Origin of the sequence: Acinetobacter sp. WA-87 (assembly GCF_039938935.1) — a bacterium.
In the GTDB taxonomy this organism is placed as follows: domain Bacteria; phylum Pseudomonadota; class Gammaproteobacteria; order Pseudomonadales; family Moraxellaceae; genus Acinetobacter; species Acinetobacter seifertii.
The window spans coordinates 179,680-194,078 of record NZ_JBDUVF010000002.1 but is presented as its reverse complement, the minus strand read 5'-3'; the positions used below and the strand labels follow the sequence as shown (position 1 = coordinate 194,078).

Genomic DNA, 14,399 nt, shown 5'->3' with positions numbered 1-14,399 from the left:
GGTAATAGATGCTCTTTAGAAACCAAATGAAAAATACAGTTTGATCTGAAAATTAATTGTAGTAAGGAGTAACAACAATGACAAATGGCCTAGAAGATTTTAGCTATGACGAAGTTTCAACTGAAAATAGTACGCATAGTGAACAAGCCAAAAAAGTGCTAGGGCATTTCATTCAAGGAAGAATTGTATCTAAAACGGCAAGAAAACAGCCAGTTTACAATCCTGCGACGGGTGAAATTAGTAAAGAAGTCGAAATTGCAGATGCTCAAACGGTAAATGAAGCCGTTCAGGCGGCCGAGCAAGCATTTCCTGCATGGCGTGATACACCAGTCATTAAACGTGCACGTGTCATGTTCAAGTTCAAACAATTATTAGAGCAAAATGCCGAAAAGATTTGCGCTTTGATTGGGCAAGAGCACGGCAAAATTTCTCATGATGCTCAAGGCGAATTGCAACGCGGTATAGAAAACGTTGAATATGCTTGCGGCGCACCAGAGCTTTTAAAAGGGGAGTTTTCAAAAAATGTCGGTCCAGATATCGACTCATGGAGCGAGTTCCAACCGTTAGGCGTTGTAGCTGGCATTACGCCATTTAACTTCCCAGCCATGGTGGCTTTATGGATGTTCCCAATGGCACTGGTTTGCGGTAACTGCTTTATTTTAAAACCTTCTGAAAAAGCGCCTTCTGTGGTTTTATACCTTGCAGAACTATTAAAACAAGCGGGTTTACCTGACGGCGTGTTTAACGTGGTGAATGGTGATAAAGAAGCGGTAGATGCCTTATTGCATCATCCTCGCATTCAGGCAGTCAGTTTTGTGGGTTCGACGCCAATTGCTGAATATATTTACCGCACAGCAACTTCAACAGGTAAACGTTGCCAAGCATTAGGCGGTGCAAAAAATCATGCGATCATTATGCCTGATGCTGATATTGATAACGTAGTCACTTCATTGTTAGGTGCAGCTTTTGGTTCTTCGGGCGAACGTTGTATGGCACTTTCGGTTGCGGTTGCCATTGGCGATGAAGTTGCCGATGTTGTGATTGATAAGCTGACTCAAGAAATGAAAAAATTGAAGTTCGGCAACTATGCAGATGCAAGCAATGACTTTGGGCCGCTTATTACCCAAGCACATAAAGACAAAGTACAAGCCTATATTCAAAGTGCAGAGCAGCAAGGCGCAAAAATTGTGGTAGATGGTCGTGATGCAAAACCGACAGGTTACGAAAAAGGTTTCTTTGTTGGGCCAACTTTAATTGATCAAGTCACACCAAACATGACCAGCTACCAACAAGAAATTTTTGGTCCTGTACTGCAAGTTATGCGTGTGAATAGCATGCAAGAAGCCATGCAACTCATTAATGACCATGAATATGGCAATGGTACTTGTATCTATACCCGTGACGGTGAGGCAGCTCGCTATTTTAGCAGTCACATTCAAGTTGGTATGGTGGGTATTAATGTACCTTTACCAGTACCTGTGGCTTACCATAGCTTTGGTGGTTGGAAACGTTCGTTGTTTGGTGATTTACATGCGTATGGTCCAGATGGTGTCCGTTTCTACACACGCCGTAAAACCATTACTCAACGTTGGCCATCGGCTCAAGTCCGTGAAGCAAAACAGTTCTCAATGCCAACTTTAAATTAATTTTTACTATCAGGGAAAACAGCAGTTTTCCCTTTTTTCATAACTGTAGGATTTTGACATGTAATAGATTGTTTTTATGGATATATTTTTAAGGAATGAAATATGAATAATGATACAACAAAAAAATTAGGCGAAGGACTTTCAAATCGCCATATCACAATGATTAGTATTGGCGGTGTTATTGGCGCAGGTTTATTTGTCGGTTCATCTTCGGCAATTGCCAAAGCAGGCCCTGCGGTCATTCTTGCATACCTGATTACCAGCATTATGGTATTTCTGGTGATGCGCATGTTAGGTGAAATGGCCGTTTTAGAGCCAGACACTGGTTCATTTTCTACCTATGCCCGTAAAGCAATTGGCCCGTGGGCAGGCTTTACAATAGGTTGGTTATATTGGTGGTTTTGGGTACTTGCGATTCCTGTAGAAGCCATTGCAGGTGCTGAAATTTTACATTCGTGGTTTCCGGGCGTTTCAGTTTCTATTTATGCATTTTGCTTTATTGTGTTCTTAAGCTTGGCCAACTTTTTTAGTACCAAAAGTTTTGGCGAGTTTGAGTTCTGGTTTTCTTTAGTCAAAGTCGTTGCCATTATTGGCTTCATTATTATTGGTATTTTGGCAATTTCTGGCATTTGGCCTTTAGCTAAAAATGTTAGCGGTGTTGCCAATTTATATAACAATGCTGGTTTTATGCCGCACGGTATGGGAGGTATTTTATCTGCCATCTTAATTACGGCGTTTTCATTTTTTGGGGTGGAAATTGTCTCGATTGCCGCGGCAGAGTCATCCAACCCTAAACAGAAAATTAGACGTGCCACCAATTTGGTGCTGTACCGTATTATTCTTTTCTTTGTGGTCTCAATGTTTATTGCCGTTTCACTTGTCGATTGGCGTTCACCGGACTTACAGAAGTACGGGACATTCCAATACGTTTTAATGAGCTTAAACGTACCGGGTACTAAACTTATTATTGATACGGTTGTGTTTATCGCCGTGGCAAGCTGTATGAATGCTGCAATTTATACGTCTTCTCGTATGTTATTCCGCTTAGGAACACGCAATGAAGCACCGCAGGCAGTCACTAAAGTGAATTATGCGGGTGTACCAGCAATTGCGGTGTTTTCCTCAACTTTTATTGGTTTAGTGTGCTGTGTTATTAACTATGTATTTCCAGGAAAAGTATTTAGCTTATTGCTCTCAAGTACAGGGTCAATTGCGTTGCTGGTGTACTTGGTTATTGCGTTCTCACAGTTACGTTTAAGATATAAGCTAGAGACAGTTGGAGCGGAAGTTCCATTTAAAATGTGGTTATTTCCATGGCTGACTTGGTTTGTGATTATCATTATTTTAAGTGTGCTCGCTTATATGTTCTTATCACCTGCATATAGTTATGAAACAACTTTATCTTTAGGTGTGACTTTGGCTGTGGTGGTTTGCGGATTGGTTGTGACCCGAAAGCGTAAAGTAACTAGCTCGGTTGCCATAAATCAGAGTAATTTATAAAAATATTAAATAAAATTTTAATGCTATAAATAAAAAGCTCCTTAATGAAAAAGGAGCTTTTTATTTTTTAAGTCTGATATTTTTATTTTAGTTGTTATTTATATTTTAAATAGGCGGCAGAGTTATAAAATAACTCTGCCAAAGACTTAAATCGCTTGCCAGTTTTCTTTAACTTCTTGTGAATTTTTATTTAAAATCACTTGATCATCTTTTACCTCACCAATCCAAGATGTTGGAATAAGGTGGTGTTGATCGTTTTCATCACGAGTAAGTTTTAACTGGTTTTCACCTTCAAGGTGATCGACAGTTCCTACTTTTGTGCCACAAGAAGCAATAACGTCGGCATGTTTTTTAATATCATTAATATTTAAAGTATTCATTTTTTGACCTCTTCTTTGGAAATAGAAAAACCGTAGAAACTAAATTACTGGATAAAATCGGAGAAATCTTTGTTTTTTAATAAACCTTACATGATTATTTTATATTTTCACTTAAGCGATATAGTTAAATAACAATGAAATAAAAAGAAATATTCATTTAATAAAGATTGTATAAAATATCTTTTTATTACATTTTATATCTTTAAATAAACAGAATTATTTCGATATGTTTAAGTGAATACTTTTGAATAATTATTTGTAATGAATATTAAAATATCTATAAATATGAAAATCTTGAGTATGTTGAATGAGTTTGAAGATACTCATGCTGAAAACAAAAGTCAGCTACGCCAAGATTTACTCTACAAATTGGTAGATTTGGCTAAAAATTTACCCTATCCCGCATCAGGTCAAACCTATCAGCGGTGGCAAATGTTTGCTCAAATTGCAGGGTACGACTTAAGTCTTGCTAAATTATTTGAGTCGCATTGTGATGCTTTAAGTATTTTAAATGAACTGGGTTATCAAGCTGAAATAGACAACCAGACTTGGGCAGTATGGGCAGCAGAGGGTGGGCCTGTACCCATACAAGTAGAGAACAATCACTGTAGCGGTATCAAAACTTGGTGTTCAGGTGCTGAGTTTATTCAAAAAGCCTTAATGAGCTATAGGGACAAACAAGGTCAAGCACAGCTTTGTATTGTTGAATTGGCTCATCCTTCGGTTCAGGTTGACCTCAGCCACTGGCAAGCAGTCGGCATGCGGGGAACTCAAACAGCCCAAGTACATTTTGACAATACTCCCGTTACGGTTATAAGTCAGCCAAATCGCTATTTGGAACGCCCCGGATTTTGGCATGGTGCCGCTGGTGTCGCTGCGTGTTGGTATGGTGCGGCGGTACGTTTAGTTAGCTTTCTACATGAAAGCTGCAAACTTAATCCAAACGCATTTAAAAAAATGTATTTAGGAGAGCTAGCTCAACAGCTTTCTGTAACCAAACAGTATTTTCAATATATTGCCAAGCTTATAGATGATGAGCCTATGCTCAGCCATGAGCGTGAAATCCGTATATTACGTGCCCAAACAGAACAATGCTGCCAGAGTGTTATTCAAATCGTTGGTAAAGCTTTAGGCGCAAGGCCTTATTGTGAAGAAGCTATATTTTCTCAGCTCATTGCTGATTTGCCCGTCTTTATTCGACAGAGCCATGCAGCTTTTGACTATGAGTCTATTGCAGAACTCTGTTTGTCGGAGAAAAGCTTATGGGAACTGTAAAGCATCCCTTGGTCGAGGACCGCGTGATTTCAGGTGAAGGGACACCGAAGTTCAGATGGCTAGAGGCATTTAAAAAGCAGCCTTTAGATGGGCTGAATTTACAGTTATTTCAATCTAAACGAGTTGTGATTGTTGCGCCGCATCCTGATGACGAAGTGCTGGGTTGTGGTGGTTTAATGCAACAGCTAGTCAAAGAAAACTGCCACATTATTATTGTGGCGGTCAGTAATGGCACGCAAAGCCATCCGCACTCAACAAAATACAGCCCAGACCAATTAAACAATTTACGACCACAAGAAACTTTAGCTGCTTTGGATAGTCTAGGTGTGTCAGATCATTCTGAACGAATAGCTTTAAATCTTATGGATGGTCAGATTCATTTGCAGACTCGTCAGTTGAATCAAGCGCTCAGCAGAATCGTTCAGCCCGAAGATATTTTAGTTTGTAGCTATGAATTTGATGGTCATCCCGACCACGAAGCCGTCGGAAAAACGGTACAGGCCTTTGCAAAAGCTCATCAGTTACTCTGTCTACATGTATTGATTTGGGCATGGCATTGGGCAGAGCCTTTAGACCCACGGATTGATTGGTCCAAAGCAAAAGCTTATGCCCTAACGGAAAATCAGTTAATTAAAAAACATCAAGCGCTTATGCAATTTAAAACCCAAATTGAAGCCGATGAAAGCACAGGCAATTCCGCCGTTTTATCTTCAAGTGCAATTAGCCGGCTTTTAATGCCTTATGAGGTATATCTGAGTGACTCATTCTCGTATGTATTTTGAGGAGTTGTATCGTACTAATAATGATCCGTGGGGCTATGATTATCACTGGTATGAAGCCCGTAAAAGACAAATCTGTCTTGCATTATTAACACGACCACACTATCAAAATGTTTTAGAAATTGGCTGTTCAAATGGGCATTTAAGTGTTCATTTGGCAAAACGTGCGGCTCATCTTTTATGTATTGATGTATCTGAACACGCCGTTCATTTAGCGACTCAGCGCTTACAATCATTTGAACATGTAACTGTAGAAAATAGAAAAATCCCTGAAGAGTTGTACGAACAAAAGTTTGACCTGATCGTGATTAGTGAAGTGGCGTATTACCTCACATGTGATGAGTTAGATGAGTTTATTAAAAAATTAAAGCATGCACTAAAGCCAGAAGGGGAAATTTTGTGTTGCCATTGGCGACACGATATTCAAGATTTTGAATTGAATGCTCAGCAAGTTCACCAAAGCTTTCAGCAATATTTTCCATTTCATCACTATTTAAGCCTAAACGATCCAGATTTTATGGTTGATGTTTGGACGGTTAGCACATCATCCATAGCTCAGCGAGAACAATTACGATGAAAATAGGTGTGGTAGTTCCAGCGCATAACGAAGAGCAATATTTATCTGCCTGTTTACACTCGATTCAGGTTGCCATCGAAAGAGTTCCACATGAACAAATCGAGGTCATGGTTGTACTAGATAGCTGTACAGATATGTCGCGTTTAATTGTACAGCGTTACGGAGTAAATTGGATTGAATGTGATTATGAATGCGTTGGCAAGGCCCGGGATTTGGGTATTCGCCAACTTATTCAAAATGGAGCAAGCTGGATTGCCTGTACAGATGCCGACACTATAGTTAGTTCAGACTGGTTAAGTTGTCAAATTCGACATCAACCTACCGATGCAATTTGCGGTATTGTCACTTTAGATGATTTGAGTCATTTATCGGCTCAAAAACAAAAAAAGTATTTGTCACATTATCAAGATTGTATGGATCATCATCATATTCATGGTGCAAATTTAAGTTTTAGTGCTGCTGCTTATATGCAAGTGGGTGGTTTTGAGTCGATCCCATGTCATGAGGATGTTTCACTGATTGAGAAACTGACCAGACATTGCTGCAATATTACTTGGAGTAATTTAGTGCGTGTAACGACCAGCAGTCGCTTGGAAGGCAGGGCACCTCAAGGTTTATCAATTTTTTTAGAAAATCTTTAATTATGATAATTTTATTAAGTTTATTTTAATAATTGCTTTTTATTCTTAATATATATCCTCTGTTACACCGATTGTTTTAGTGTTCATTGCGTTACATCTTTTGCCACATCACCCGATGTGGTTTTTTTTATTAAAAAATAACCAAACTGCGACTTGTAATGTTCAAACAACTCAACAACCGTACTCTATATTTAGCACGAAAAACAAAAAATCTAGTACTAGGGATTTAATACATTTTTTAGTCTTGGGAGTTTGAGCGAAATTTGGGCTTTTTATAAAAATACCTAAGATTATGATTTTTATAAGAAAAAAATATAAAGTAATTCTAAGAAAGGTGTGTTAATTTGAAAATTCAATTAGTAATGAAATTTTATATTTCACGGAAGTCTTATGAACGTTCGACTGTGTTATGCCAGCCAACGAAACGAAAAAAATGAAGATTTGCTACAAGATTTGCGTGATATCCTGACTGAAGCTCGTGATTTCAATGATTTAAACGAGATTTGTGGGGTACTTTATTATGCCGATAATGCATTTTTTCAATGTTTAGAAGGCGAACAAGAGGTGGTAGAGCAATTATTTGAAAAGATCCAAAAAGATGAAAGACACTACAATGTTAAATGGTTATGCACATATTCCATCGACCAAAACGCTTTTCAACGTTGGTCAATGAAATATGTACAACGTAATACAAATATTGAGGCTTTCTTTCTTAAGATGGGAGAAAATACCTTTAACCCAATTTCGCTAGACCAACAAAATCTCAAAAACTTTTTAAATGAATTGTTAGTTGCAGAGCAAACTAAGGTTAATACAGATAAGAAAGTTGGAATGGTCAATCGGGGAGTAAACCCATTTTAACTATTAGATGCGATACCGATATGAATGTTCTTGAGCTTAGGTACTAGTTTCGTCATTACGAGATAAACAATAACCGAAGTCGCGAGCATCCATATCACTTCTAAACTTTGACTAATCACAAACATTGCCCAATAGAAAAAACTAAATAGAGCAATACATAGACCGCTACCTTTGTAATACCACGTAATAAATATTCCAAACAGAGCCGAAGAAATGAGTAGGTTTAAGGTTTCATTCATTCCGAGATAGTTAAAAAGAATAATCATTAAGCATAAAGCCAACATTGATAGTAAATATACAAATATATTTTTTGCGATAAACATTTTCTATATCCTATCTGAAGAATTAAAAGGTATCTTTCCTCTGTTTCCAGAGGAAAGATAGTACATATTAATTTTTGAGATTCTTTTTCTATTATTGAGAGTTTTTATATTAATAAAGATGACTTTATCATTTTCTCCAGATCTCTTTATTAATATTCAGCTTTCTATTTAATAGTAAAGAGTGCTTATATGTACTGAAATTAATTATAGGAAAAACAATCGCTTGTGTTGTAAGCTTTAGCTTACATGTTTGTGAGACATTGCCTACATTTGTTTAAATAATGATCAAATTTTACAAAGCTTAATTTTTTTAAATACTTTTTTTTCAAATATTTATTGCAAAATTTTATTGATGTAAGCTTTACAAAAATAACAAAAAGTAACATCCCCTTTAAGAAGGTAATCATTCTAAAAGAAAAGCATTAACTTGCTGTGTGGTTTTTTGATTAATTATTTTTTAACGTTTGATAAAATATTTTATTTTTAAAATAAAATTTTTATAAATAAATTTTATGATTTTTGTGTTTGTGATAACTTTATGACACTAAGTAATATTATCTTTTTTTAGATTTATATATTTAAAATATAAAGGTGGTTTAAAATTTTGGAATAAAATATATTGAAATATAAATGTGATTAAAAAGATTAATTTTGCAAAATTTGATATTCACCAGTGTAGATTTGATTGACTACACCGGTGTTGATGTACGGATAAATTAATTTGAACGTGTAGCTAACCAGCTATTTATTTCTGGCCAAACAGAAGTAGGTGCTTGGCTGCCGGAAACTATACCCATATGACCACCTGAGACAACTTTAAACGTTTTATCTTGGCTGCTAATTAAATCCATAAGTGGCTTCACAGCATCACTGGTCACAATAATATCGGTACTACCACCCACAGCTAACACAGAGCATTCAATATCTTTAAGATTGGCAGTGAGTTCACCAAATTTAACTACGCCCGTTGAAAGTTCATTATCTATCCAGAAACGAAGAATAATGTCTCGCATAACGCCGCCTGGATAAGCCAGCATGTTATCTATAAATGAACTCGAGGTAGCGTGGTCTACTATAAATTCTCGGTTATCTAAATTTTTAAAAAGTTGCCAATAGGTTTTTAAGTTGCCAATCGGGTCAGTTAATTTAAAACCTAGAGTGTTTTGCCAGCCATGTATATGGAACACTTTACTTGGTACATGTTGGCGAATACGAAAAGGTGTGTGTTTGCGAATCCATTCGGCAGGTTTGGTTAGGCTTCCATAGAGTTTGCCCATATAGCCTGCTTTGTGAGTGTCGATCGGTGAAGCAAGAATAATCAGATTTTTAATATCTTTATCTTTAAATAACGCGGTATAGCAGAGTGAAAGTGCCCCGCCCAAACTCCAGCCATGTAATGAAAGCTGCTGTTGTCCACTATGTGCACGAACTTGCTTTAAAAGTTCAGGCATAAAAACTTTTACATAAGTACCAAAATTATATTTTGCCTGATGTAGTGTTGGTACACCCCAGTCTATTAAATAAACATCAAAACCTTGAGCCAAAAAGTAACGAATAAGGCTGCGTGTAGGGAATAAATCGTAAATGAGCATGTTGACTGCCAATGGCGGAACAATCACTAAGGGGACGCGGTGTTTATGCGTAGGAACTTCAGCCTCATTTCTATAGTGACGTAAGCTCATAATTTCATGCTTATAAATCACATCAAAAGGTGTTTTTCCTGACAAGGCAATTTGCTGGCCTCTAAAAAACAGATCTGATGCATTGGCTAGCATGTGCGGTAGTTTCTGACCAGCATGTTTTTTAAGAGATGTTTTAAGCGATTGCACCTGCGGCACATTCTGACGAACTTTAAGCAATAAACTCATTGAATATAAAACCTGTAAAGATGTTGCCCAGAGCAATAACGAGCTGGTTTTGAGGCATATTAACGATAAAAATAGGGGAGTTCAGTGACTTAAAAGACAGTATTTTTTGCTTAAGATATCAAGTCACAAATACTATAAAAATATGAATTTTTTAATATAAGTTTTTGATATTAATAAATTAATAATAATTTTCAGATAAATTTTTCTAAATTATTAAAAATTTTAAGCTATTTTTAAGAATAGTGAAAAACACATTGCTAGGGTAATTTTGTAAAGTTTATTTGTGTTTTTTTTACATATGAAAAAATAAAATATAATTATTTTACAATCGATTAGAAATGTAATTAGAAAGTAGTATATATGGAATTTGTTTTTAATGGTTTTTATACACTAATTTCGGCGGTCATCGTTCTACTGTTGGGCCGCTTTCTTGTCAATCGGATTGATTTTTTAAAACGTTACAATATCCCCGAACCTGTAGCTGGTGGTTTGGTTGCTGCTGTAGTGTCTTTACTTGTCCACACATTGTGGGGATATAGCGTTGTTTTTAGTAGTGAGTTGCAAACCAGCTTTATGCTCGTGTTCTTTGCTTCAATTGGTTTAAGTGCCAATTTCATGAAGCTTAAAGAGGGCGGTACTGCTTTAGTTATCTTCTTAATATGTGTCGCTTCATTTATTGTTGTACAAGATGCTGTTGGTATGAGCCTCGCCACCTTGTTGGGTTTAGACCCACTTATTGGTTTGATTGCAGGTTCAATTACTTTAACGGGTGGTCACGGTACAGCAGGTGCATGGGGTGAAATTTTAGAAACTCAGCATGGTATACAAGGTGCATTAGCGCTAGGTATGGCGAGCGCTACTTTTGGTTTGATCATTGGTGGCGTGATTGGTGGTCCACTAGCTAAATTGCTGATTAATCGTTATGGCTTAGCTCAAGCAAAAACCAATGCGGAAATTCAAAATCGTGATACGCATGTTGAACAAAATTCGGATGATCTCGCGCCGTTTGAAAATCCGCATCAAGTTCGTTTAATTACAGCCGATAATGCAATTACTACATTGGGTATGTTTGCAGCCTGTTTAGCGTTTGCTGAATTTATGACAGGCTTTAGTAAGGGAACATGGTTTGAGTTGCCAACCTTCGTTTGGGCACTTGGTGGCGGCGTAATTTTAAGAAACATTTTAGAAAGCGTGTTGAAAATTGATATTTTCGACCGTGCGATTGATGTTTTTGGTAATGCTTCTTTATCTCTTTATTTAGCAATGGCATTGCTTTCATTAAAGCTTTGGCAACTTGCCGACTTAGCTGGTCCGCTTGTGGTTATTTTAGGTGCACAAACACTGACCATGGCTTTATATGCAGCTTTCGTGACTTTCCGAGTAATGGGTAAAAACTATGATGCGGCAGTTTTAGCAGCAGGCCATTGTGGTTTTGGTATGGGTGCAACGCCAACTGCTGTTGCAAACATGCAAGCTATTACTAACATGTATGGTCCTTCGCATAAGGCATTTTTGATTGTTCCACTATGTGGTGCTTTCTTTGTCGACTTAATTAATGCAACAGTGATTCAGCTTATGTTGAAATTTATTGCTTAATTAGAAAAGCCCGTAAGGGCTTTTTTTTATGGGTACGTTTTCTCATCACTAAGCATCGCCCCTAAACCTCTTTTTCACATAGAATGAATTGCAAATAAATAAAATGAGAAATGTATGAGCGAAGAAGCACATTCAATGAGTCTGGTTGCCCCAGTGGTTTTATTGGCAGCGGCTGTAATCGCAGTCCCTATTTTCAAACGTATTGGTTTGGGTTCGGTATTAGGTTATTTAATTGCGGGCTTAATTATTGGTCCATTTGGTTTTGCTTTTTTTCAAGATTCCACTGCAATTCTGCATATTGCCGAGTTAGGAATTGTGATGTACCTGTTTGTGATTGGTTTGGAAATGCAGCCATCACATTTGTGGAGCTTAAGGCGCGAAATTTTTGGTCTTGGTACGCTACAGATCATCATTTGTGCACTGGCTTTGACTGGGGTAGGACTATTATTTGGTTTTACGTGGCAAGTGGCATTTATTGGTGCAGCAGGGTTTGTATTAACGTCGACTGCCATAGTCATGCAGTTATTGGGCGATCGAGGTGACTTGACGCAACCCCGCGGTCAAAAAATTGTAGCCATATTATTATTTGAAGACTTATTGATTGTGCCATTGCTGGCTATTGTTGCTTTTATGGCACCAAATCATGTGGTCGAAAGTACATCGGCACGTTTAGAAAACATTGGAATTGGTTTATTAGCAATTGCGGGACTTATTGCGGCAGGCTATTGGTTACTTAATCCATTATTTAGACTCTTGGCTGCTGCAAAAGCCCGAGAAGTCATGACAGCCGCTGCATTATTGGTTGTGTTGGGTGCCGCATTGCTCATGCAAGTCAGTGGTTTGACAATGGCAATGGGCGCTTTCTTAGCGGGTGTACTTCTATCTGAATCAACGTTTAGACATCAAATTGAAGCCGATATTGAACCATTCCGAGGAATTTTACTGGGTCTGTTTTTCCTTGGGGTTGGTATGTCACTGGACTTATCCGTAGTTGCTCAAAACTGGCAGCTCATTGTGAGTGGTGTAATTGCCCTAATGTTTGCCAAAGCACTCATGATTTATATAGTCGCTCGATTAACGAAAAGCCCTCATACTGAAGCCTTAGATCGCGCTTTACTTATGGCACAAGGTGGCGAGTTTGCTTTTGTACTTTTCTCTGCTGCATTAAGTGCTCAAGTTATTGATAGTACCGTTAAATCTAACCTTACTGCTATTGTTGTACTTTCAATGGTATTAACTCCAATAGTGGGTATTATTTTTAAACGGTTTACTCAAGCTAAAGAAACGGTTTCATTGGAAAACATTAATATTGCGGATGGGCTAAGCGGTAGTGTTTTAATGATTGGTTTCGGGCGCTTTGGGCAGGTAACTAGTCAATTACTGTTGGCAAGAGGCGTAGATGTCACCATTATTGATAATAATACTGACATGATTCGAAACGCCGAAAAGTTTGGTTTTAAAATTTATTATGGCGATGGTTGCCGCCTCGATATTTTACATGCTTCTGGCGCTGCAACTGCACAAGCGATAGTGGTTTGTGTAGATAGTAAGGACACAACCAATAGAATCGTAGAACTCGTGACCCACGAATTTCCTTTGGCGAAATTATTAGTACGCTCATATGACCGTGAGCATTCATTGCATTTAGTCAAACAAAAAGTGGACTTTATGATCCGTGAAACGTTCGAGTCAGCAATTAAGTTTGGTGGCGTTATTTTGCAAGAGCTTGGTGTAGATGAAGACGAAGTAGAAAGAATTACCGAAGAAATTCGAGATTTGGATAATGAGCGTTTTGAAACTGAAATTGCAGCAGATGATGTAAATGCGGGAGTGGGTATGCAATACACCCATACTCATCACCCTAGACCAACTGCACCATTGATTCGACCAAAACGAGAAGGACAGATTTTAAATAAAGATAATGTCTCAGAGAATGAAAGTATTGATTAATTATAAGCCTCAGTAATAAGTCTTCTTAGAAGTACTTTTACTGAGGCTTTTCTAGAGGAAAGAGTAGCTAACTGCTAAATTCTCTGGGTTTACCAATCAAACCATCATTTAATCAAGTGAGTTGGTTAATCATATTAAACCCATCTAGAGATGTTCTAACGCCGTGCCTTTAACCGGGTTTCTGCGCCAGTAATACGGCTGTAAAAATCTAAGGAAAAGCTTCCAAGGCGTCATCCATGCGATGCGTCGGTTGGTTTTTTTGTTTTGAAGAATTTGTTTTGCTAAATACGCACAAACCACCTCAGGTGGGTCAATCACAAAGAAAAATAAGCGTTTCATCTTTTTCCAGTTTTGTACGTTACCATTTGTCCAAGACGAAACTAACAAGTCGGTTGCCACCATGCCTGGGCTGAGAGTACCAGTTAAAATAGAGGTCGACTTAGTCTCTTTATAAAGTGCTTTACTAAAATAACTTACCGCTCTTTTAGTTGTAGCGTAGGCAGTCATGCCAGCACTCCATTCGCCGTTGCTTCCCCAACCTTCCATATTGAAGATTTGACCATGACCTTGTTTGAGCATGCCTTTTAAAGCGACTTGAGAACCAAGCATTGTGCCTAAAATATTGGTAGAAATGGCTGCGTTTAATTCATCGGATTGAAGGTCAACAAAGTCCTTGGTAGGGTGGCAGCTTCCTGCATTATTAATCCATACATTTACTTGAGCAAAATGCTGTATGGCAACATCCCATAGGTTTTGTAAATCTGATATTTGTGTGACATCACAGCATAGGCCAGTGAACTTTTCTTTATTGAAATGAGTTTTTAAATAACTAAGTGCATGGTTAAGAGACTCTAAGTTGCGGCCAGCGATCACAACCGAACATCCAAGCTCTAAAAACGCGTGGGCGAGTGCTAAACCAATACCCTTAGTGCCTCCAGTAATCACCACACATCCAACTTCACGGTTTGATAAACTCATTGAAATCTCTATATAATTTTAAAAA

The 14,399-nt window shown here is 37.8% G+C and carries 13 protein-coding genes; 9 read left to right on the top strand and 4 right to left on the bottom strand.

Annotated features, from left to right (window positions below; all coding sequences use genetic code 11):
- The first annotated feature begins 77 nt into the window (after window positions 1–77).
- Together ABFY81_RS07870 and ABFY81_RS07865 are read left to right on the top strand one after the other, a co-directional pair.
- On the top strand, window positions 78–1,646 hold the full coding sequence (locus tag ABFY81_RS07870) for a CoA-acylating methylmalonate-semialdehyde dehydrogenase (RefSeq protein WP_109090267.1): 1,569 nt from the start codon (window positions 78–80) through the stop codon (window positions 1,644–1,646).
- A 102-nt stretch (window positions 1,647–1,748) separates the two neighbouring features.
- On the top strand, window positions 1,749–3,146 hold the full coding sequence (locus ABFY81_RS07865) for an amino acid permease (RefSeq protein ID WP_347913492.1): 1,398 nt from the start codon (window positions 1,749–1,751) through the stop codon (window positions 3,144–3,146).
- 146 nt (window positions 3,147–3,292) lie between these two features.
- Here the strand turns inward: ABFY81_RS07865 and ABFY81_RS07860 are convergent, their stop codons facing one another.
- Complete coding sequence (locus ABFY81_RS07860; RefSeq protein WP_049066400.1) at window positions 3,293–3,526, bottom strand: DUF2171 domain-containing protein; 234 nt, start codon at window positions 3,524–3,526, stop codon at window positions 3,293–3,295.
- A 300-nt stretch (window positions 3,527–3,826) separates the two neighbouring features.
- Between ABFY81_RS07860 and ABFY81_RS07855 the strand changes: the two genes are divergently transcribed.
- The 5 genes from ABFY81_RS07855 to ABFY81_RS07835 all read left to right on the top strand — a co-directional run bounded on the left by ABFY81_RS07855 (window position 3,827) and on the right by ABFY81_RS07835 (window position 7,659).
- Entirely contained in the window at window positions 3,827–4,801 is a 975-nt protein-coding gene (locus ABFY81_RS07855) for an acyl-CoA dehydrogenase (protein WP_198072389.1), read from the top strand.
- The gene (locus ABFY81_RS07850; protein ID WP_347913491.1) at window positions 4,789–5,583 is read left to right on the top strand and encodes a PIG-L deacetylase family protein; all 795 of its coding nucleotides are present in this window, start codon (window positions 4,789–4,791) and stop codon (window positions 5,581–5,583) included. The genes ABFY81_RS07855 and ABFY81_RS07850 overlap by 13 nt, the downstream gene beginning before the upstream one ends.
- A complete protein-coding gene (locus tag ABFY81_RS07845; protein WP_086497440.1) occupies window positions 5,558–6,157 on the top strand; it encodes a class I SAM-dependent methyltransferase in 600 nt (199 codons plus the stop codon). The genes ABFY81_RS07850 and ABFY81_RS07845 overlap by 26 nt, the downstream gene beginning before the upstream one ends.
- Complete coding sequence (locus ABFY81_RS07840) at window positions 6,154–6,798, top strand: glycosyltransferase (protein ID WP_347913490.1); 645 nt, start codon at window positions 6,154–6,156, stop codon at window positions 6,796–6,798. The genes ABFY81_RS07845 and ABFY81_RS07840 overlap by 4 nt, the downstream gene beginning before the upstream one ends.
- A gap of 390 nt (window positions 6,799–7,188) precedes the next feature.
- Window positions 7,189–7,659 carry an AnBLUF65 family BLUF photoreceptors gene (locus ABFY81_RS07835; RefSeq protein WP_004700647.1) on the top strand — a complete coding sequence of 157 codons (471 nt, stop codon included), beginning with the start codon at window positions 7,189–7,191 and terminating at the stop codon, window positions 7,657–7,659.
- Here the strand turns inward: ABFY81_RS07835 and ABFY81_RS07830 are convergent.
- Both ABFY81_RS07830 and ABFY81_RS07825 read right to left on the bottom strand, forming a co-directional pair.
- Entirely contained in the window at window positions 7,656–7,982 is a 327-nt protein-coding gene (locus ABFY81_RS07830) for a hypothetical protein (protein ID WP_004700649.1), read from the bottom strand. The two genes, ABFY81_RS07835 and ABFY81_RS07830, sit on opposite strands and share 4 nt — an antisense overlap.
- Window positions 7,983–8,698: 716 nt before the next feature.
- Window positions 8,699–9,850: an alpha/beta fold hydrolase gene (locus tag ABFY81_RS07825; RefSeq protein ID WP_347913489.1), complete on the bottom strand. Its 1,152-nt coding sequence runs from the start codon at window positions 9,848–9,850 to the stop codon at window positions 8,699–8,701.
- A gap of 360 nt (window positions 9,851–10,210) precedes the next feature.
- Here ABFY81_RS07825 and gltS point away from each other — a divergent pair, with 360 nt between their 5' ends.
- A complete protein-coding gene (gltS, locus tag ABFY81_RS07820) occupies window positions 10,211–11,446 on the top strand; it encodes a sodium/glutamate symporter (protein WP_077165294.1) in 1,236 nt (411 codons plus the stop codon).
- 114 nt (window positions 11,447–11,560) lie between these two features.
- On the top strand, window positions 11,561–13,396 hold the full coding sequence (locus ABFY81_RS07815; RefSeq protein WP_004700655.1) for a monovalent cation:proton antiporter-2 (CPA2) family protein: 1,836 nt from the start codon (window positions 11,561–11,563) through the stop codon (window positions 13,394–13,396).
- A 144-nt stretch (window positions 13,397–13,540) separates the two neighbouring features.
- Here the strand turns inward: ABFY81_RS07815 and ABFY81_RS07810 are convergent, their stop codons facing one another.
- Window positions 13,541–14,374 carry an SDR family oxidoreductase gene (locus ABFY81_RS07810; RefSeq protein ID WP_191017053.1) on the bottom strand — a complete coding sequence of 278 codons (834 nt, stop codon included), beginning with the start codon at window positions 14,372–14,374 and terminating at the stop codon, window positions 13,541–13,543.
- Between the last annotated feature and the right edge of the window lie 25 nt (window positions 14,375–14,399).

Coding starts and splice junctions, on each gene's coding strand:
- ABFY81_RS07870 (WP_109090267.1), top strand. CDS start 78: ATGACAAATGGCCTAGAAGATTTTAGCTATGACGAAGTTTCAACTGAA.
- ABFY81_RS07865 (WP_347913492.1), top strand. CDS start 1,749: ATGAATAATGATACAACAAAAAAATTAGGCGAAGGACTTTCAAATCGC.
- ABFY81_RS07860 (WP_049066400.1), bottom strand. CDS start 3,526: ATGAATACTTTAAATATTAATGATATTAAAAAACATGCCGACGTTATT.
- ABFY81_RS07855 (WP_198072389.1), top strand. CDS start 3,827: ATGTTGAATGAGTTTGAAGATACTCATGCTGAAAACAAAAGTCAGCTA.
- ABFY81_RS07850 (WP_347913491.1), top strand. CDS start 4,789: ATGGGAACTGTAAAGCATCCCTTGGTCGAGGACCGCGTGATTTCAGGT.
- ABFY81_RS07840 (WP_347913490.1), top strand. CDS start 6,154: ATGAAAATAGGTGTGGTAGTTCCAGCGCATAACGAAGAGCAATATTTA.
- ABFY81_RS07835 (WP_004700647.1), top strand. CDS start 7,189: ATGAACGTTCGACTGTGTTATGCCAGCCAACGAAACGAAAAAAATGAA.
- ABFY81_RS07830 (WP_004700649.1), bottom strand. CDS start 7,982: ATGTTTATCGCAAAAAATATATTTGTATATTTACTATCAATGTTGGCT.
- ABFY81_RS07825 (WP_347913489.1), bottom strand. CDS start 9,850: ATGAGTTTATTGCTTAAAGTTCGTCAGAATGTGCCGCAGGTGCAATCG.
- gltS (WP_077165294.1), top strand. CDS start 10,211: ATGGAATTTGTTTTTAATGGTTTTTATACACTAATTTCGGCGGTCATC.
- ABFY81_RS07815 (WP_004700655.1), top strand. CDS start 11,561: ATGAGCGAAGAAGCACATTCAATGAGTCTGGTTGCCCCAGTGGTTTTA.
- ABFY81_RS07810 (WP_191017053.1), bottom strand. CDS start 14,374: ATGAGTTTATCAAACCGTGAAGTTGGATGTGTGGTGATTACTGGAGGC.